General features: G+C 74.1%; 17 protein-coding genes and 1 pseudogene. 9 read left to right on the forward strand and 9 right to left on the reverse strand.

Going from position 1 to position 18,959, the window contains the following annotated elements:
* Nucleotides 1–167: 167 nt before the first annotated feature.
* From AC1C2W_RS03345 to AC1C2W_RS03355, 3 genes are all read right to left on the reverse strand, one after another.
* The gene (locus AC1C2W_RS03345; RefSeq protein WP_495412372.1) at nt 168–638 is read right to left on the reverse strand and encodes a hypothetical protein; all 471 of its coding nucleotides are present in this window, start codon (nt 636–638) and stop codon (nt 168–170) included.
* A gap of 9 nt (nt 639–647) precedes the next feature.
* The gene (locus AC1C2W_RS03350; protein ID WP_495412373.1) at nt 648–1,139 is read right to left on the reverse strand and encodes a hypothetical protein; all 492 of its coding nucleotides are present in this window, start codon (nt 1,137–1,139) and stop codon (nt 648–650) included.
* Between the two features lie 67 nt (nt 1,140–1,206).
* Complete coding sequence (locus AC1C2W_RS03355; protein ID WP_495412374.1) at nt 1,207–1,683, reverse strand: hypothetical protein; 477 nt, start codon at nt 1,681–1,683, stop codon at nt 1,207–1,209.
* Between the two features lie 193 nt (nt 1,684–1,876).
* Here AC1C2W_RS03355 and AC1C2W_RS03360 point away from each other — a divergent pair, with 193 nt between their 5' ends.
* Nucleotides 1,877–4,102 (forward strand): AfsR/SARP family transcriptional regulator, encoded by a 2,226-nt coding sequence (locus tag AC1C2W_RS03360; protein ID WP_495412375.1) that lies wholly within the window; start codon nt 1,877–1,879, stop codon nt 4,100–4,102.
* A 139-nt stretch (nt 4,103–4,241) separates the two neighbouring features.
* Nucleotides 4,242–5,732 (forward strand): HNH endonuclease signature motif containing protein, encoded by a 1,491-nt coding sequence (locus tag AC1C2W_RS03365; protein WP_495387789.1) that lies wholly within the window; start codon nt 4,242–4,244, stop codon nt 5,730–5,732.
* Nucleotides 5,733–5,803: 71 nt separating this feature from the next.
* On the opposite strand, the gene AC1C2W_RS03370 is transcribed toward AC1C2W_RS03365, so the two are convergent.
* The gene (locus AC1C2W_RS03370) at nt 5,804–6,520 is read right to left on the reverse strand and encodes a class I SAM-dependent methyltransferase (RefSeq protein ID WP_495387788.1); all 717 of its coding nucleotides are present in this window, start codon (nt 6,518–6,520) and stop codon (nt 5,804–5,806) included.
* A gap of 26 nt (nt 6,521–6,546) precedes the next feature.
* Here AC1C2W_RS03370 and AC1C2W_RS03375 point away from each other — a divergent pair, with 26 nt between their 5' ends.
* Nucleotides 6,547–7,101 carry a P-loop nucleotide/nucleoside kinase family protein gene (locus AC1C2W_RS03375; RefSeq protein WP_495412376.1) on the forward strand — a complete coding sequence of 185 codons (555 nt, stop codon included), beginning with the start codon at nt 6,547–6,549 and terminating at the stop codon, nt 7,099–7,101.
* On the opposite strand, the gene AC1C2W_RS03380 is transcribed toward AC1C2W_RS03375, so the two are convergent.
* Nucleotides 7,047–7,625, reverse strand: a complete 579-nt coding sequence (locus tag AC1C2W_RS03380) for a DUF4143 domain-containing protein (protein WP_495412377.1) — start codon at nt 7,623–7,625, stop codon at nt 7,047–7,049. The two genes, AC1C2W_RS03375 and AC1C2W_RS03380, sit on opposite strands and share 55 nt — an antisense overlap.
* A 200-nt stretch (nt 7,626–7,825) precedes the next feature.
* Between AC1C2W_RS03380 and AC1C2W_RS03385 the strand changes: the two are divergent.
* Nucleotides 7,826–8,014, forward strand: a pseudogene (locus AC1C2W_RS03385) (uroporphyrinogen-III C-methyltransferase); the annotation flags it as partial.
* 296 nt (nt 8,015–8,310) lie between these two features.
* Complete coding sequence (locus AC1C2W_RS03390) at nt 8,311–9,408, forward strand: uroporphyrinogen-III synthase (protein WP_495412641.1); 1,098 nt, start codon at nt 8,311–8,313, stop codon at nt 9,406–9,408.
* Nucleotides 9,409–9,750: 342 nt separating this feature from the next.
* Here the strand turns inward: AC1C2W_RS03390 and AC1C2W_RS03395 are convergent, their stop codons facing one another.
* The 4 genes from AC1C2W_RS03395 to AC1C2W_RS03410 form a co-directional block, all read right to left on the reverse strand.
* The gene (locus AC1C2W_RS03395) at nt 9,751–10,818 is read right to left on the reverse strand and encodes a sulfate/molybdate ABC transporter ATP-binding protein (RefSeq protein WP_495412378.1); all 1,068 of its coding nucleotides are present in this window, start codon (nt 10,816–10,818) and stop codon (nt 9,751–9,753) included.
* On the reverse strand, nt 10,815–11,561 hold the full coding sequence (locus AC1C2W_RS03400) for an ABC transporter permease (RefSeq protein ID WP_495412379.1): 747 nt from the start codon (nt 11,559–11,561) through the stop codon (nt 10,815–10,817). The genes AC1C2W_RS03395 and AC1C2W_RS03400 overlap by 4 nt, the downstream gene beginning before the upstream one ends.
* A 224-nt stretch (nt 11,562–11,785) precedes the next feature.
* Complete coding sequence (gene modA, locus AC1C2W_RS03405) at nt 11,786–12,604, reverse strand: molybdate ABC transporter substrate-binding protein (protein ID WP_495387783.1); 819 nt, start codon at nt 12,602–12,604, stop codon at nt 11,786–11,788.
* Nucleotides 12,601–13,008 (reverse strand): TOBE domain-containing protein, encoded by a 408-nt coding sequence (locus AC1C2W_RS03410; RefSeq protein WP_495387782.1) that lies wholly within the window; start codon nt 13,006–13,008, stop codon nt 12,601–12,603. The genes modA and AC1C2W_RS03410 overlap by 4 nt, the downstream gene beginning before the upstream one ends.
* Nucleotides 13,009–13,185: 177 nt before the next feature.
* On the opposite strand from AC1C2W_RS03410, the gene AC1C2W_RS03415 reads away from it, so the two are divergent.
* The 4 genes from AC1C2W_RS03415 to AC1C2W_RS03430 all read left to right on the forward strand — a co-directional run bounded on the left by AC1C2W_RS03415 (nt 13,186) and on the right by AC1C2W_RS03430 (nt 18,729).
* Nucleotides 13,186–14,550 carry a molybdopterin molybdotransferase MoeA gene (locus AC1C2W_RS03415; RefSeq protein WP_495412380.1) on the forward strand — a complete coding sequence of 455 codons (1,365 nt, stop codon included), beginning with the start codon at nt 13,186–13,188 and terminating at the stop codon, nt 14,548–14,550.
* The gene (gene moaC, locus AC1C2W_RS03420; protein ID WP_495412381.1) at nt 14,547–15,140 is read left to right on the forward strand and encodes a cyclic pyranopterin monophosphate synthase MoaC; all 594 of its coding nucleotides are present in this window, start codon (nt 14,547–14,549) and stop codon (nt 15,138–15,140) included. The genes AC1C2W_RS03415 and moaC overlap by 4 nt, the downstream gene beginning before the upstream one ends.
* Nucleotides 15,137–16,294: a molybdenum cofactor biosynthesis protein MoaE gene (locus tag AC1C2W_RS03425; RefSeq protein ID WP_495412382.1), complete on the forward strand. Its 1,158-nt coding sequence runs from the start codon at nt 15,137–15,139 to the stop codon at nt 16,292–16,294. The genes moaC and AC1C2W_RS03425 overlap by 4 nt, the downstream gene beginning before the upstream one ends.
* A 182-nt stretch (nt 16,295–16,476) precedes the next feature.
* The gene (locus AC1C2W_RS03430; RefSeq protein WP_495412383.1) at nt 16,477–18,729 is read left to right on the forward strand and encodes a PhoX family protein; all 2,253 of its coding nucleotides are present in this window, start codon (nt 16,477–16,479) and stop codon (nt 18,727–18,729) included.
* The last annotated feature ends 230 nt before the right edge of the window (nt 18,730–18,959 follow it).

Below are 18,959 nucleotides of genomic sequence, written 5' to 3' on the forward strand. Positions count from 1 at the left end.
CTTCGAATCATGGTCCCGGACCTGCGGCAGTGCACGCCAGACACCCCTGATCGGGGTACGGCATTGATCACGCGGCCGCGTCATCTTGGTCCTGACGGGACGTCGGAACACCCGTCACGGTGCTCCGACGCCCGTCCTCCCGTCGTGCGGACGCGTGTGGGCACCCGTCAGGACCTGCCCGGAACCTTCTTCTTCGCCGTGCACACCGCCCCGGCCGTGTCGGACGTGCACGTCTGGATGTACACGGTCTGCCCCTCGTCGTACGACAGGTTCACCTCTCGGTAGGTGTTGTCGCCCTTGGAGTAGAAGACCGCGGGCCCGCTGCCGCCGACCCAGAGCCGGACGATCGACTTGCGGTCGTTGTCGTGGTAATCCCAGATCGACAGAACCTCGCCGTAGGCGCGGAACCGGCCGTGGACGTACTCGTCGCTGCCGCTCTTGGACGCCATCTCGGCCACGGAGACGCCGCCGGCGTCCTCGGGATCGTTCCAGGCGTAGTAGTTGGGGGTCCAGCTGGCCTGCGGTGCCACGTCGGAGGCCACGTCGGAGGACGCGGCGCCGGCGGCCGTGCCGCCGAACGTCCCCAGGGCGGCGACGGCGAGCGTCGCGGCCGCTGCTGTCATCGATCGAAGTCGCATGATCCCTCCTCAGGACTTGCCCTTCGCGGTCTTGGGCGTGCAGACGGCGTTCGCGGACGTCGAGGTGCAGGCCTGCAGGTACACGGTCTGGCCCTCGTCGTAGGACAGGTTCAGCTCGCGCTTCGTCCCGTCGCCGTTGGAGTAGAAGACGGCCGGGCCGCTGCCGCCGACCCAGAGCTTGACGATCGACCTGTAGCCGTTGGGGTGGTGGTCCCAGATCGTCAGGTGCTCGCCCTTGGCCTCGAACATGCCCATCACGTACTGCTCGGTGCCGTTCTTGATGGCCTGCTCGTAGATGCTGACGCCGCCGGCGTCGCCGTCGTCGGCCCAGGCAGCGGTGTCCATGTACCAGCTGGCCGCCGTGGCGGTCGTGGCGGTCGTGGCGGTCATGTCAGGTGCGGGCACAGGCGCGGGGGCGGCCGTGGCCGCCGGACCAAGCAGGCAGAGGCCGGCGACGCCGAGCGTCGCGGCGACGGCCGCCGTCATGGTGCGAAGTCGCATGATTCCTCCTCGAGATCGTTCGTGGGTCGTTCGTGGGTCGTTCGTGGGTCGTCCGTGGCGGTGGCGGTCAGGACCTGCCCTTGTACTCCCTGTCCGAGCAGACAGCGTTCGCCGAGTCGGAGGTGCAGACCTGCACGTAGACCGGCTGGCCCTCGTCGTACGACTTGTTGACGACCCGCTCGGTGCCATCGCCGTTGCCGTAGAAGACGGCGGGGCCGCTGCCGCCGACCCAGAGCTTGACGATCGCCTTCCGGTCGTTGTCGTGGCTGTCGATGATCGTGATCTTCTCGCCGTAGGCGATGAACTGGCCGAGGACGTTCTCCCCGGTGCTGGGCTTGGAAGCCCGCTCGTAGACGGAGACTCCGCCGACGTCGTTCGGGTCGTTCCACGTGGCGCCGGTGCTCGTCCACGCGGCCGCCGTGGCCGGGTCGGCGCCCGGCGCGTCCGGAGCGGGTGCGGCGGTGGCCGCCGTGGCGCCCAGCAGGCCGAGCCCCGCGGCACCGACGGCCGCAGCCGCCAGCGTCCTTCTCGTGCTGTGTCGCATGGGTTTCCCCTCGTGTCCCTCGCGCCGGGCGGACGGTGCGGTCGTCGGCCCGGCCCGGCGGCGGTCGACGACCTCTGATGGGCACCACCGTGCCGACGGCCGCTTTCCTCGCCCTTTCGCCGTACTTCCGTCGCCCCGGTCACCTCTTGTGTGGGGTGGGGATCAATCGGTCCCGACGTCGGAAGGGGACGACATGCGCTTCGAGGTGCTGGGGCCGGTGCGGGTTGCGCGGGCGGACGACGTACCGCAGGTGTCCGGGGCGGTCCGGCTCGGGCTGTTGGCGTTGCTGCTCACCCGCGCCAACTCGCCGGTGCCGGCCGAGGCGCTGTTGGACGCGCTCTGGGACAGCGGGGACCCGGCCGACCTGCAGCGTCTGCACCTGACGGTGCACCGGTTGCGCCGTGCGCTCGGGGAGGAGGGCCGGCTGGCGCTCGACGCCGGGGGCTACGTGCTGCAGGTGCACCCGGGGGAGCTGGACGCGCACCTTTTCGACGAGACCGTGGAGCGCGCGACGGGCACCGCCGACCCCGGCCGCCGGGCCGAGCTGCTGCACTCCGCGATGGGGTTGTGGCGAGGCGAGCCGTTCCAGGGCCTCGACCTCGGCCCCCTCGCCGCGGAGGCGGGGCGGCTCACCGAACGGAGGGACTCCGCGCTCGAGCAGCTCTACGCCGCCGAGCTCGAGTGCGGACGCCACGCGAGCGTCGTCGGGGACCTCGCCGATCTGGTGGGCCGCCACCCGCTGCGGGAGCGCCTGCACGCGCTGCTCATGACGGCGCTGTACCGCAGCGGCCGACAGGCCGACGCGCTCGCCGCCTACCGGTCGGCCCGGCAGACCCTCGTCGACGAGCTCGGCCTGGAACCCGGATCGGAGCTCCGCGAGCTCGAGCGGTGCATCCTCACGGGCGAGGACGCCGCGATGGCGCCATCCCCCGTACCGGCGCACCGTCCGCCTGCGCACCGTCCGCCTGCGCAGCTGCCGCACGACCCGTGCGGGTTCGTCGGTCGCGCCGAGGAGCTGGCGGCGCTCGACCGGTTCAGCAGGCACTCGGAGGGCGGTGCGCGGGTGGTCGTCGTCACCGGGACCGCCGGGGTCGGCAAGACGGCGCTGGTGACGCACTGGGCGCATCGGGCGCGCGAGCGGTTCCCCGACGGGCAGCTCCACCTGGATCTGCACGGCTTCAGCCCGCACGCACCGGTGTCGCCCGTGGACGCGCTCGGGGTGCTGCTGCGGTCCGTCGGCGAGGCCGGCGACGCGATCCCCGCCGACCTGGATGCCCGCGCCGCGAGGTTCCGCACCCTGACCGACGGCCGCCGCCTGCTGCTCGTGGTGGACAACGCGTCCGACGCCGACCAGGTGCGGCCCCTGCTGCCCGGGTCGGCCGGCTGCGTCACGGTGGTCACCAGCCGCGACACACTTGCCGGGCTGACCGCGGGGGAGGGCGCCGACCGGCTCGACGTCGGCCGGATGACCCGGCGGGACGCGCGGGCCCTGCTGGGTGCTCGGCTCGGGGACGACCTCCCTGCCCACAGCGACTCCGGGCGCGGGGTGGACGACCTGGTGGACGACCGAGTGGACGACCTGGTGGACGCCCTCGTCGAGCGGTGCGCCCGCCTGCCGCTGGCGCTGCGCGTCGCCGCCGAGCGGCTGCGCGACGCCGGGCCCGACGACATCGCGCACCTGGTGGCGGCGCTGGGCGTGGAACGGGACCGGCTGGACCTGTTGGAGACCGGCGACAGCCACACGTCGGTCCGCTCGGTGCTGTCGTGGTCGTACCGGCAGCTCGCGCCGGAGCAGGCGCTGCTGTTCCGGCGCTCCGGCTTCCACTGCGCGCACGCGCGCCACTACCTGGACCCGTTCTGCGCGTCGGCGCTGCTGGGCAGCACGGACCTGCAGCGCACGCGCCGGCTCATCGACGACCTCGTACGGTGCCGCCTGCTCGACGAGGCGGAGCGCGGCCGCTACGAGATGCACGACCTGCTGCGCATCTACGCCGCGGAGCTCGCGGCGGAACACGAGGACGCCGCGGCCGGCCCGCGGCGGATGTTCGACTACTACCTGGCCGCGGCGGTGCGCGCTGCCGCCTGCCTCGAACCGGCCGAGACGCGCCTGCGCACCGACCTCCCCGAGGTGCTCACGCCACCGCTGGACGGGCCCGACGCCGCCCTGCGATGGCTCGACGACGAACGGTCGACCCTGGTGTGCGCCGCGGAGCAGGCGCTGCTCCTGGGCCACCTCACCCACGTCGTCGACCTGTCGACCGTGCTGTGGCGGTACCTCGACGCGCACGGGCACCGCGACGAGGCGCGGCGCCTGCACACCGCCGCGCGTCGCGCGGCCCGGGACCTGGGGGACCGCACCGCCGAGGGCGTCGCGACGCGCTCGCTCGGCGTGCTGGAGCTGCAGAGCAAGCCCGCCTGAGCCGCACAGGCCTGGCGTGCGCCCTGTGCGTTCGCGCTCGCGCGCGTTTCACGCCTCGACCCGCCCCGCCCGGGGCACGGCCGCGATGGGTCGAACGCGTGTTCGAGTGCCTGTCGGTGGCTGGTGGTTGACTCGTCCCATGGCAACGCAGCCCGGCACCGTCGCAGCGCAGCAGGCGCTGGATGCTGCCCTGGGTCGGGCGACGGACGAGCAGACAGCTCTGAATGCGGCCGCGGGACGACGTACGGTCGCCCTGGCCGAGGTGCTCGAGGCCGCCGATGCTGCCCCGGAGTCGATGCTGGACGTCGAGGTCGCGCGGGTGGAGTCGTCATCTGCCGAGCGTCGTGGGTCGGTCGCGCACCGGGCGTTGGCGGCCGAGGTCGCCTGCGCCCTGGGGGTGAGCGAGCACGTCGCGCAGGGGTTCCTCGCTGACGCGCAGGTCCTCGCGTCGACGGCGACCGCGACGCTGGAAGCCCTGTGCGGGGGCCGCATCTCCTACCAGCACGCCTCGACGCTCGTCGACGCGGTCGCCGACCTCCCCGCCCAAGCCGCCGCCCAGGTCGAGCGCGCGGTCCTGGACCGGGCGCCCGCCCTGACACCGGCGCGGTTCGGCTCCCTGGCCCACGCCGCGCGAGACCGGTTGCACCCCATCCCCGCCGAGGTCCGGCGGGAGGCCGCCGCCCTGCGCGCCGACGTCTGGGTCGACGACGGCAAGGACGGCATGTCCTGGCTCACCGCCCACGTGCCCACCCCCGTCGCCCACGCCGTCCACGACCGGCTCACCCGCGCCGCCGCGCGCGCCAGGTCCGCCGGCGACCCTCGCGGGATCGGTCAGCTGAGAGCAGCCGGGCTCAGCGCCCTACTGCTCGACGGTGCACAGGTCGAGGACGCGCAGGTCGAGGACGCACAGGTCGACAGCGCACAGGTCGACGGTGCACAGCACGAGCACGACTGCGGTCCTCCCGACCCGTTGGTCACGCTGGCCCGGAGCGTGCGGCCCGTCGTCCACGTCACGGTCCCGATGTCCACGCTGGCGGGCACGAGCGAGTCCCCCGCGACTCTCGACGGCACGACGCCCGTCGACGCCGAGACCGCGCGACATCTCGCTGCTCGCGCACCCACCCTCAGACGCATGCTCACCGATCCGGTCAGCGGCGCGATGCTCACCGTCGACCGGCGCAGCTACGTCGTGCCCGCCGACCTGCGCACCTTCCTCACCCAACGCGACGTCACCTGCCGGTTCCCGGGCTGCCGCGTGCCCGCCGCGCGCTGCGACGTCGACCACACCCTCGGCTGGGCCGACGGCGGCTCCACCGACGCCGGCAACCTGGCGCATCTCTGCCGCGCGCACCACACCCTGAAGCACGAGTCCTGCTGGCAGGTCGAGCAGCTCGACGACGGCGTCCTCGCCTGGACCTCGCCCCGCGGGCGCACCTACCTCACCGCCCCCGGCAGCGCCGACCACGCCCTCGACCAGCTCGACACCTGGGCGATTGAGGCACAGTTCCTGGCGGGCCAGGCGCCCCCCGAACCTCCCGCCGCTGGCCCGGTCGACGAGCCCACCAGGGAAAGCGCTCCGGAGTCGGCGGCACGGACCGTCGTCACTGATGACGGCATCCCGCCGTTCTGACCGAAGCGTCCACCGTGCACGACGGCACCGCGATGGTGGGCTCGCTCACCAAGAACGCACAGCCGCCCTTTCTAGCAGTCCGTCGGACGGGTCCACTCGAGCGTGTAGCGGAAGAACAGCCGCTGCCGGAAGCGCGCACCGGGCAGCACGCGGCGCGCGGCCGTGGCGACCTCGCCGTACGTCTCGCGCGCGTCCCGCACGGGCACGACCGGCCGGCCCTCGGCGTCGGTCCCGGCCTCGTCCGGCAGGGCGGCCGGCGCGGCGACGCGCGGGTGCTTGATCATCCCTACAACGGGGTTTGCGAACGATGAGACCAGGTCGACGGCGAGGTCCCGCGGCGCTCCCAGCCGCGCCAGGCCGACCACCAGCAGCCGCCCGCCGGGCGCGAGTACGCCGGCCGCGTGGCGCAGCGCGGCCTCGAGCTCCATGTGGTGCAGCGAGGCCACCATCGTCACGACGTCGAACGAGCCGTCGGCGGGCAGGTCGAGGAAGCCGTCGTGGCGCACGGTGACGGCGGGGTCGTCGGCGAACCGGGCGCGCGCGGCCTCGGCCATCGTGACGTCGACGTCGAGGCCCACGACCTCGAAGACCTCGCGGCGCAGGCGGTTCACGAGGGCGCCTGTGCCGCACCCGACGTCCAGGGCGCGCAGGCGCCGCCGCGGCAGCCGCCGCAGGATCCAGCCGTGGAAGTGGTCGTTGTGGTTCCACGGGTGCCGGGCGTTCAACCGGCCGAGGGCACGGCCGCCGGCGCGTACCAGGGGATTCGTGGTCGTGCGGGGGTCCGCCATGGTCGCCGAGGGTAGTGTCACCACCCGTGACCAGCCGTCTCGTCCTGATGTGCGGCCCCGCGGGCGCCGGCAAGTCCACCCACACCCGCCGGTACGCGGACGCGGGGTACGCGGTGGCGTCGGTCGACGAGCTCGCGTGGGAGGCCACGCACGCGGCCCGCCACCCGCTGCCGGAGGACGACGCGCGGCGGGTGGGCGAGGCGCTGCGGGAGCGGGCGGACGACCTGCTCGCGCAGGGTCGCGACGTCGTCGTGGACTCGTCGTTCTGGTCGCGGGCCTCCCGCGACGAGTACCGGGCCCTCGGGGCGGCCCACGGCGCGGACACCCTGGTGGTGTACGTCGACACGCCGCGCGACGTGGCCCTTGCGCGCGTGGCCGCGCGCACCGGCGCGCACGCGCACGACGTCCTGCTGGCACCGGAGGTCGCGGCGGCCCACTACGACGGGGTTCGAGGTCCCGACACCCGAAGAGGGCCCGCTCCAGGTCGTCCCCGGCGTCGTGCCGGGGACCTTCGCATGAGAGGTCCTCAGGGTCCGAGCAGCGCGGCGGGAATGACGGCGATCCCGTCGCGGCGACGGTAGGCCCGCTCGCCCGTCGTGATGACCGCGGCGTCCAGAAGGTCGTCGCCGAGCTTGTCGCGGAGCCAGAGCAGGTGCTTGACGTCGGCGTCGCTCACGCTGCTCGCGAGCTTGGTCTCGAGCGCGACGACGGCGCCGTCGTCGCGCTCGACGATCAGGTCGACCTCGTGAGTGCCGCCCTGGGTGCGCAGGTGCTGGGCGCGGGCCCGTGCCGACTCGGCATAGGTCTGGACGCTCAACGACACGAGATGCTCGAAGAGCGGTCCGAGCAGCGAGCCGTGCCGGCCGAGGTGGAGCGAGGCCTGGGTGGCTCCGAGGAGCCTGGCGGCCAACGCGGGGTCGGCGAGCTGGTGCTTGGGCGCCGAGACGTGGCGGTCGAAGGCGCTGCGGCTCGGGGACCACGCCGGCAGGTCGTCGAGCAGCCAGAGGCTGGTCAGCGCGTCTCGATAGGCGATGGTCGTCGTCAGTGCGGGCCTGTCCCCCTCGCCTGGCGTTGCCGCGTCCAGGATCCTGGACGCCGCCGGCAAGGATCCGCGGGCGGGGCTCGCCGGCGACCTCGCCTCGTACCCGGTCGTCGTGACGGGCGGCGTCGTTCACGTGGGGCTCGGATGACGAACGCCGCGCCCGGCGCTCCGGCCGGGCGCGTGACGCTCGTCGGCGCCGGCCCCGGCGCCGCGGGGGAGAGGTGGTCGCGGCCTGCCGTGCCGCCGGGGTACCGGTCGAGGTGGTGCCCGGGGTGTCGTCCGCGCTCGCTGCACCTGCCCTGGCCGGGGTGCCCTTGACCCACCGCGGCACCACGACGGCGTTCCACGTGGTCACCGGGCACACGCGCGACGGCGCGGAGCACGCGGGAACAGGAACTGACGCCGTCCTCGATGCGGTCTCCATGGCCTGCGTCACGTCCCGCGCCGCTACCCTGGTGATCCTCATGGGGGTGTCCGCCCTGCCCGCGATCGTGGCCCGGCTGCTCGATGCGGGCGCGAACCCGGCCACCCCGTGGCGATCGTCGAGCGGGGTTCGTTGCCCGACCGGCGCCTCACGCGGGTCGCGCTCGACCTGGCGGCCCAACGTGCCGAGGAGGTCGGGTGCGGGCTCCCGCCGTGGTCGTGGTCAGGGACATCGCGGACGAGAAGCTGCTGGAGGTCGCTGGTGACGCAGGAGCCGTGGGGTGGGCCGGTGCCTGAGGGCGCCCGGCCCGCGCTGGGCCAGGTGATGGCGGGGTGCACGGTGCTGGTCACCGCCGATCGGCGCTCCGGCGAGCTCGCTGCGGCCCTCGAGCGGCGGGGCGCCACGGTGCGCCACGCGCCCGCGCTGAGCATGGTGCCGCACGTGGACGACGACGCGCTGATCGCCGCCACCCGTGCCCTGGTCGCCGACCCGCCGGACGTCGTCGTCGCCACGACGGGCGTCGGGTTCCGCGCCTGGATCGAGGCCGCCGACGCGCACGGGCTCGCCGACGACCTGCTCGCCGTCCTCGGCCGGTCGCGGCTCGTGGCCCGCGGGCCCAAGGCGCGCGGCGCCATCCAGGCCGCAGGGCTCCAGGCCGACTGGGTGGCGGAGTCGGAGACGTCCGCCGAGATCGCCGAGGTGCTGCTCAGCGAGGGCGTGTTTGGGCTGCACGTCGCGATCCAGCACCACGGCGCCGGCGCCGACGGGCTCGACGGGGTATTCGCGAAGGCGGGTGCCCGGGTGTCGGCCCTCGTCGTCTACCGCTGGGGGCCGCCGCCCGACCCGGCCGCCGTCGAGGCGTCCGTGCGAGCGGCCGCCGCGGGGGAGGTCGACGCCGTCGCGTTCACGTCGGCCCCGGGTGCCGAGGCGTGGATGCGGGCCGTCGAGGACCAGGGGCTGCGGGGCGCGGTCGTGGCGCGGTTCGCGGACGGGGAGATGGTGGCCGCCGCCGTCGGCCCGGTGACCGCGCGCCCGCTGGAGTCGCGCGGCATCCCGACGCTGCAGCCCGAGCGCGGCCGTCTCGGGGCCCTGGTGCGGTCGCTCGTGGGGCACTACGAGCACCTCGAGTCGGTGGCGCTCGCCACCGTCGCCGGGCCCCTCGTCATCCGCGCGCGCGTCGCCGTCCTCGCCAGCCAGGTGCTGCCGCTGTCGCCCACGGGCGTCGAGGTGCTGCGGCTGCTGGCGGCCGCGGGCGGCGACGTCGTGCCGCGGGAGCGGGTGCTCGACGTGCTGCCCGGCTCCTCGCGCGACCCGCACGCCGTCGAGGTCGCCGTCGCGCGGCTGCGCGAGGCCGCCGGTCGCCGCGACCTGGTCAAGACCGTCGTCAAGCGCGGCTACCGCCTGGAGCTGGCCCACGGCTGAGCGCCAGCTCGAGCTTCGGCGCGGAGGGCGACCCGATCGCTCCGCGTCTGACCTCGACCGTCTGGACGGCAAGGGAGCTGCGCAGTTGTCGGACCCGAAGTATGAGCGCCGGTGAGGACGTTGCCGTCGCGGTCCACGACCGATCCCTTGTTCGCCCCGGTCACCAGCGCGACCGTCTGACGGTTGTCCTGCTCGTTCATGATCGGCTCCTTGTCGAAGCACGATCGACCTCCGGGAGCGGAGACGTCTGCTCGCTGTGTCTCTTCGAGTCTTCGAGTCTTCGAACCTGGGACGAGACAGCCGACCTGACTGTGACACGGGCCGCACGCGGGCCCGCCGCCGCTAGACTGGGTAGACGTCCACCTCGGCGGCCTTCACGGACAGCCACACCCGGGTGCCGGGGGTCAGCGCGAGTTCGGCGGCGGCCTGGGGCGTGACGTCGGCGGCGAGGTGGTCGGTGCGCACGCGCTCGAGGTCGCCGTGCGGCTCGAGCGTGCGGACCGTGCCGCGGAACGTGTTGCGCGGGGAGCCGTGACGCTCGTCGAGGTAGACGGAGACGGCGGACGGCCGGAACACCGCGGTCATCGGCGTGCCGACGGGGAGGTCGCGGCCGGGCTCGTCGGCGTGCGCCAGCCCGTGCACGACCTCGCCGGCCTCGGTCGTGACCCCGTCGCCGGACCACGTGCCGGCGAGCAGGTTCAGCCCGGCGATCCGCGCGGCGTACGCGCTGCGGGGGCGGCCGAGCACCTCGGCGGTCGGGCCGCGCTCGACGACGCGCCCGCCCTCGATGACGGCGATCTCGTCGGCCAGGAGCAGGGCGTCGAGCACGTCGTGGGTGGTGATGATCGCGGTCTGCCCGGCGAGCAGGTGCCGCAGCGTCTGGCGCAGCTCGGGGGTGACGTCGACGTCGAGGGCGGCCATGGGCTCGTCGAGCAGCAGCAGGCGCGGGCGGGCGGCGAGCGCGCGAGCGACCGCCACCCGCTGCGCCTGGCCGCCCGACAGGGTCGCCGGCCGGCGGTCGGCGAGGTGCGCCAGCCCGATGCGCTCCAGCCACCGGTCGGCCTCGGCGTCGGCGGCCCGCCGCGGCGTGCCCTGGGAGCGGGGCCCGAACGCGATGTTGTGGCGCACCGACAGGTGCGGGAACAGCAGGGGCTCCTGGGCCAGCAGCGCCACCTGCCGGGCGTGGGGCGGCACCCAGGCCCGGGTGCGGCCGGCCGCGGCGCGGACCAGCGGGCGCTCGCCGAGCGTGATCTCGCCGTCGTGCGGCCGGAGTGTGCCCGCGGCCAGGCCGAGCGCCGTGGACTTGCCGGCGCCGTTGGGCCCGAGCAGGGCGAGGGTGCGGCCCTCGGCGACGTCGAGCTCGACGTCGAACCCGCGTGCGGGCAGCGTCGCGGCGAACGAGAGCGTCACAGCGCAGCCCCCCGGTGCCGGGTGAAGCCGATGACCAGCACAGCGATCACCACCAGCAGCAACGAGAGGGCGACCGCGGCGTCCGGGTCGGTCTCGCGCTGCAGGTAGATCTCCAGCGGCAGCGTGCGCGTGGTGCCCTGGAGGCTGCCGGCGAAGGTGATCGTGGCGCCGAACTCGCCGAGGGCGCGGGCGAACGACAGCACCGTCCCCGACAGCAGGCCGGGCCACACGAGCGGGAGGGTCACGCGGCGGAGCACCGTCGTCGGGCGGGCCCCGAGCGACGCCGCGACGACGTCGTACCGCGCACCCGCCGTGCGCAGCGCGCCCTCCACGCTGACGACCAGGAACGGCAGCGCGACGAACGTCTGGGCGAGCACCACCGCCGTCGTGGAGAAGGCGATCTGCAGGCCCAGCACCTCCATCGTCTCCCCGAGCAGGCCGCGGCGGCCGAACGTGTACAGCAGGGCGATGCCGCCGACGACGGGGGGGAGCACCAGCGGGATCAGCACCAGCGACCGCAGCAGGTCGAGACCCGGGAACCGGGAGCGTGCCAGCACCAGCGCCATCGGGATCCCCAGCACCAGGCACGCCACCGTGCTGGTGGCCGACGTCTGCAGGCTCAGCACGAGCGCGGCACGCGCGGACTCGCTGGTGACCAGCCCCCAGTAGCCCGACCAGTCGACCCGCGTGCCCATCGCGACCAGCGGTAGCACCACGAGCAGCCCGCCCAGGGCGGCGGGCACGAACGCCCAGCGTGGCAGGCCGATGGCGGCCTCGCCGGTTGAGCTCGTGGGAACCCGACCGCTGGTTGAGCTTGTCGAGACCCGATCGCTGGTTGAGCCTGTCGAGACCCGATCGCTGGCTGAGCCTGTCGAGACCCGATCGCTGGTTGAGCTTGTCGGGACCCGATCGCTGGTTGAGCTTGTCGGGACCCGATCGCCGGTTGAGCTAGTCGAAACCCTCATGGCTATGCCGACGGCGTGGCGAAGCCGAAGTCGGCCAGGATCGACCGGCCGTCGTCGCCGAGCACGAGGTCGACGAACTCCCGGGCGAGGTCGGCCCGGTCGCTGTCGTCCGCGCCGCGCTCGACGGTGGCGATCGGGTAGGTGTTCACCGCGCTGGACGACTCGGCGAACTCGACGCCCTCGACGTCGACGCCCGCGGCGGCGACGTCCGTGACGTAGACGAGGCCGGCGTCCGCCTCGCCCGCGATCACCTTGTTGAGCACGTCGGTGACGCTCTGCTCCTCGCTCACCGGCTGCAGGTCGAGGCCGGCGGCCGCCTCGACCTTCGTCGAGGCGGCGCCGCACGGAACCTCGGGGGCGCACAGGACGAGATCGAGGCCCGAGTCGGAGTCCGGGGCAGCAAGGTCGGCGAGCGAGGAGACGCCGGCCGGGTTGCCCGGCGGGACGGCGATCTCCAGCGTGTTGGAGGCGAAGTCCTGCGGGTCGCCCACGAGGTCGTCGGCGACGAGCTTCTCCATGTTCGCCGTGTCCGCCGAGGCGAAGACGTCCCCCGGCGCGCCCTGCTGGATCTGGGCCACGAGGTCCGACGACCCGGCGAAGCTGAGCTGTACGTCCACGCCGTCGTGGTCGGCCTCGAACCGCTCGGCGAGCTGCTCGAACGAGCCCGTCAGCGACGACGCCGCGAACACCGTGAGCGTCGTCGTGCCGCCGCCCGCGTCGTCGTCCCCCTGGGCGGCGCCGCCGCAGCCCGCCAGCGCGGCGACCGCCAGCGCGCACAGGCTCAGCGCGCACGGCCCGGTCAGCGCCACGCGCCTGCTCATGCGGCTCCTCGGCCCTCGGCCTCGATCACCACGGTGGTCGACTTGATGACCGCCACCGCCACGGAGCCGCGCTCCAGGCCGAGGTCGCGCACGGCCTCGCTGCTCATCAGCGACACCACGCGGAACGGCCCGCACTGCAGCTCCACCTGCGCCATCACCGTGTCGACCGTGAGGTCGGTGACCAGGCCGACGAAGCGGTTACGTGCCGAGCTCTTCGTCCCGCCCGGCACCGCCGGCGGCGTCGCGTGCTCGCGGGCCACCATCGCCACCTCGTACCCGTCCACGACCTTGCGGCCCGACGCGTCGGCGGTCGCCCGCAGCAGGCCGCGGTCGATCCAGCGGCGCACGGTGTCGTCGCTGACGCCGAGGTAGACGGCGGCTTCGGAAACTCTCATGTGCGGCATCGTGGCGAGCATAGCGCCGTATCTGCGGGTTGGCATCCGTCGGTCGAGCCTGTCGAGACCACCTCGTCGGTCGAGCTTGTCGAGACCGGGTTTCGACAAGCTCAACCAGGGGTCGAGGCGGTCGAGGCCACCTCGTCTCAACCAGCGGTCGGTGGTCGAGACCATAGGCTTGCGCTCGTGCATGACGTGACGCATTCCCGCCGGACGGTGGCCGAGCACACCGCCGCGGTGACCGACATCGTCGTCCCGGCGCTGGCGTCGGCGCGCGAGCGTGGGGTGCAGCCGGTCGAGGTCGCCGCACTGCTCGCCGCGGCCGCGGCCGGCGCCTCGCTCGCCCCGCGCGTGCTGGCGCGCGACGCCGTGGCCGCCGTCGCGCTGCCGGGCTTCGACAACTCCCAGATGGACGGGTACTCGGTGCACTCCGCGGGCCTCGCCGCGGCGTCCGAGGCCGAGCCGGTGGTGCTCCCCGTCGGCGCGCCCGTGCCCGCCGGCACGCAGCCGCCGCCGCTCGCGCCCGGCAGCGCCGCGCCCGTCATGACCGGCGCGCCCGTGCCCGCCGGGGCCGACGCCGTCGTGCGGATCGAGGACGTTGACCCGCCGCGCTTCCCCGCCCCCGGTCAGGATGCCGAGGTGCGGTTCGCCGCGCCGGTCGCGCGCGGTACGTACGTGCGGGCCGCGGGGTCCGACGTCGCGGCGGGCGCCGTGCTGCTCCGCGCCGGGACGCCGCTGGGTGCCGCGCAGCTCGGCGCGCTCGTCGCGGCGGGCGTGCCACGCGTCGACGTCGCCCCGCCGCCGCACGTGCTGCTCGTCTCCACCGGGTCGGAGCTCGGGCCCGCCGGCGTCGTCCTCGGCCCCGCCCAGGTGCACGACGCCAACGGCGCCGCCCTCACCGCCGCCCTCGCGCAGGCCGGCGCGCGCGTCACGACCCGCGTCGTGCCGGACGAGCCCGACGCGCTGCACCGCGTGCTCGCCGCGGCGCCGACCGACGTCGTGCTCGTCGTGACGACCGGCGGCGTGTCCGCGGGGGCGTACGAGGTGGTGCGCCAGACCCTCACTGCCGCTCCACCCGAGGACGCCTCCGGCGTCTGGTTCGGGCACGTCGCCGTCCAGCCGGGCGGGCCGCAGGGCCTCGGCACGGTCACGCTCGGCGAGTTGTCAGGACCACACGCAGGTCCTCATGCTCCTGGCCCTGACAGCTCGGGGGAGCGGACGGTGCCGCTCGTGGCGTTCCCCGGCAACCCGGTGAGCGCGTACGTGTCGTTCGAGCTCTTCCTGCGCCCGCTGCTCGCCGCCGCCACGGGCGCCGTGCCGGCCCGCCGCCCCTTCGGCCGCGCGCCGCTTGCGGAACCCCTCGACTCGCCGCCCGCCCTGCATCAGGTGCGGCGCGGCAGGCTCGACGACGACGGCCGCGTGCGCATGACCGGCGGCCCCGGTTCGCATCTTTTGACCCACCTCGCCGCCGCGACGATCCTCGTGCATGTGCCGCCCGGCGTCGCGCGGCTCGAGGCCGGCAACCCCGTCGACTACTGGGAGCTCCGATGACCGCACCAACTGCCGACCCGACACCCGATCCGACACAGGGTCTGTCGCACTACCGGGCCGACGGCGCCGCGCACATGGTCGACGTCTCGGCCAAGGACGTGACGAGGCGCGAGGCCACCGCGACCGGCGTGCTGCGCACCCGCGCGGACGTCGTCGCGCGCATCGCGTCGGGCGACCTGCCCAAGGGGGAGGCGATCGCTACCGCGCGGATCGCCGGGATCCTGGGCGCCAAGCGCACGCCCGACCTCGTGCCGCTGTGCCACCCGCTGCCGATCTCCGGGGTCGAGGTCGACATTGTCCCCGCCGATGGCGCCGACACCGTAGAGACCGGCAGCGTAGAGACCGGCACCCCAGAGACCGGCACCGTCGAGATCCGCGCGACCGTGCGCACCACCGGCCGCACCGGCGTCGAGATGGAGGCCCTCACCGCCGTCACCGTCGCCGGGCTCACGCTGTACGACATGATCAAGGCGGTCGACAAGGCGGCGGTGCTCACGGACGTGCAGGTCGTCGCGAAGTCGGGCGGCAAGTCCGGCGACTGGGCGCGACCGGCCGCATCGAACCCGGCCCCGGGCCAGGAGGACGCATGAGCGGGTCGCACGATCACGATCACGAGCACCACGGGGCGGACGGCGCGGTGCACAGCGTGGCCGTCGTCGTCGCGTCGGACCGTGCCGCCGCGGGCGAGTATGCGGACCGCTCCGGGCCGGCGGCCGTGGAGTGGTTCGCCGCGCGCGGCTGGCGTACGTCGTCACCCGTCGTGGTGCCCGACGGCGACCCGGTGCGCGAGGCGCTCGAGTCGCTGCTCGCGGGCGCAGTCGCCGGCGTGGTCCCGGACGTGATCGTGACCAGCGGCGGCACCGGGTTGGGCCCGCGCGACCGGACCCCGGAGGCGACCCGCGCCGTCCTCGACCGGGAGGTCCCCGGCATCGCGGAGCTCGTCCGCGCCCGGTCGACCACCCCGACGGACCCGGCGAAGTCGCCGGTGGTGGCCGCGGCGCTCTCGCGCGCCGTCGCCGGGGTGGCCGGGCGGACGCTGGTCGTGAACCTGCCCGGGTCCGTCGGTGGGGTGCGCGACGGTCTGGACGCGCTGGCCGACGTGCTCTCGCACGCCGCCGACCAGCTGAGCGGCATCGACCGCCCCATCACCCCGCCGGCCGAGCCCGGCCCGTCGGTTGCCCTTCGACAGACTCAGGAACCGCTGGTCGAAACCCGATCATCGTCGATTGAGCCTGTCGGTACCGCGTCCGGGGCTTCGACCCTTCGACAGGCTCAGGACGGCGCAGGCTCGACCAGCGACGCGGTCGTGCTGCGCGCCGACGTCGTCGACACGCGCCTGGACCCGCTGCTCGCGGAGCTGAGCACCCTGGTGCGCGACGACACGTGCGGCGCGGTGGCGACGTTCACCGGGTTCGTGCGCGACCACGACTCAGGGCGGGGCGTCACCCGGCTGCACTACGAGGCGCACCCGGAGGCGGCGTCGGTGCTGCGCGCGGTGGCCGAGCGGGTGGCCGCGCGGACGGCGGCGGCGACGGGCGACCGCGTGCGGGCCGCCGTCGTGCACCGCACGGGCGACCTGACCGTGGGCGACGTCGCCGTGGTGGCGGCCGTCGCCGCGGGGCACCGTCACGCGGCGTTCACCGCGGCGTCGGACCTGGTCGAGGAGCTCAAGGCCGAGGTGCCGATCTGGAAGGAGCAGGGCTTCGACGACGGCACCTCCGAGTGGGTGGCGTCGCTGGGCTGAGCGCCAGGGCTGAGCGGCAGGGCTGAGCGGCAGGGCTGGACGAGCCGACCCGGCCGAACCTGTAGGTCACCTGGTGTTCACCTGAGGGTCGGTGTCACGACGGCGAGCGGCCATCGGTGATCCCTAGCGTCGGGCGCGTCACCCCCGGCCTCAGTCACCGCCCTACCTCAGGAGTGTCACCGATGACGATCGCCCCCGAGTCACGCCCGCTGCTGGAGCTCGCCGCCACCCCGCATGCCCTTCACTACGCGCGCGGCAAGCGCAGCGCGGTCACGTGCCGGCTCAAGTGCGCCGACGCGTGCTCCCACCCCGCCCCCAACGAGTCCGCCAACGAGTACTTCCGCGACGTCGCGGCCCGCGCGCTGTCCCGGCGCGTCATGCTCGGCGGCCTCGCCGCCGCGGCCGCCACCGTCGTCGTCGGCGCCCAGGTGGCCGGCGCCCCCGGATCGAGCGCCGCCACGTCGTCCGGGATGGCTGCGGGTCGCGGCGGGTCCAAGGGCCTCGCCTTCGGCGCGATCACGCCGCAGGACGCCGCCACCGACGCGTTCGTCGTGCCCGAGGGTTATGAGTGGTCGCCGATCATCCGATGGGGCGACCCGATCCTGCCCGGCGGCCGCGCGTTCGACGTCGCGCGCCAGACGCCGGAGCAGCAGGCCAAGCAGTTCGGCTACAACGTCGACTACCTCGACATCCTGCCCGCCGACCCGGACGACGTCCGCCCGCGCGGCACGACGAAGCGCGGCAGGCGCGGCCTGCTGGTGAGTAACCACGAGTACACCAACGCGGGCATCATGTTCGACGACTCGTACGACGCCGCCACACGCCGTGCGATCGAGCGGGCGGCGTGGGGCATGTCGGTGGTCGAGGTGCGTCGCGACCGCGAGGGCTCGCCGTGGAGCTACTCCCGGATCAGCCGCTACAACCGCCGCATCACCGTGGACACGGAGTTCGAGGTCGACGGCCCGGCGGCCGGGTCGTACCTGCTGCGCACGGTCGAGGACCCGACCGGCACGCGCGTGCGCGGCACCCTGAACAACTGCGCGGGCGGCACCACGCCGTGGGGCACCGTCGTCTCCGGCGAGGAGAACTTCAACGCCAACCTGCGCGTCAACGGCAAGGACCCGCGCGACGCGCGCTACGGCCTCGCCGACAAGGCGACCAGCTACGGCTGGGAGCTCGACGACCCGCGCTTCGACGGCAACAACGCCGGCTACGAGTACGAGAACCACCGGTTCGGCTGGGTGGTCGAAGTGGACCCGTACGAGCCCGACGAGGCGCCCGTGAAGCACACCGCGCTGGGCCGCCTCAAGCACGAGGGCGCCAACGTCATCCTCTCGAAGCGCGGCCACGCCGTCGCGTACATGGGCGACGACGAGCGGTTCGACTACGTGTACAAGTTCGTCTCGAAGGAGCGGTTCCGCGACGGCAGCAGCCGCTGGGCGCGCCGCCACAACAAGACGCTGCTGAGCGCGGGCGACCTCTACGTCGCACGGTTCATCGGCGACTCCCCGGCGTCCGAGATCGACGGCACGGGCGCGGTCCCCTCGGACGGCGGCTTCGACGGCACAGGCGAGTGGATCCCGTTGGTGGAGGACGGCCGGTCACGCGTCGAGGGCATGACGGTCGAGGAGGTGCTGGTCTTCACCCGGCTCGCGGCCGACGCCGTGGGCGCAACCAAGATGGACCGCCCCGAGGACGTGGAGCCCAACCCCGTCACCGGTCGCATCTACGTGGCCTGCACCAACAACACCGACCGCGGCGCGGACGGCAAGGAGGGGGCCGCCGAGCCCAACCCACGCACCACCAACCGCGACGGCCACATCGTCGAGATCATCGAGGACCGCGGCGACCAGACCGCCACGACGTTCACCTGGAACCTGCTCCTCGTGGCCGGTGACCCGTCGGTGAACGACTCGACCTACTTCTCCGGCTTCCCGGCGGACAAGGTGTCGCCCATCTCGTGCCCCGACAACGTGGCGTTCGACGCCGAGGGCAACCTGTGGATCTCCACCGACGGCGCGCCGTCGACCATCCAGAAGTGCGACGGCCTGTTCAAGGTGACCCTCACCGGGCGCCGGCGCGGCCGGGTGGAGCAGTTCCTGTCCGTGCCGCGCGAGGCCGAGACCTGCGGGCCGGTCGTGGACTCCCGCGACGCGATGGTCTACGTCAACGTGCAGCACCCGGGCGAGAACGGCAGCGTCGACGACCAGCACTCGTTCTTCCCCGACTACCTCGCCGAGGGCGAGCAGGCCCCCGCAGGCGCGTGGCGCGGCCCGCGCCCCGCCACGGTGCAGGTCTACAAGATCGGTCGTGGCGAGCACCCCGGGAACGGGAACGGCAATGGGCACGGCAACGGGAACGGCGGCGGGAACGGCGGCGGCTGGGACGGCCCCGGCCCTTTCCCGTGGCCCCGTGGCCCGAAGGGTCGTCGCTGACCCCGAGGTAGTACCCAGGCGGGCCGAGGTAGTTCAGAACCGCCCGAGGTAGTTTCGTTCCCAGGCCAGAACGGAACTACCTCGGGCGGTTGGGCTACTACCTCGCCGAGGATCGGACTACCTCGGCGGATTCCGAACTACCTCGGCGGGGGGCGGGGTTGGTCGGGCGTCATGTGAGCGCTAACATCCTTGTGTCATCCGGGGAGAGCGCCGGGTGGAGGCCGCAGTGG

The sequence above is a fragment of the Isoptericola sp. Y581 genome (assembly GCF_059445475.1).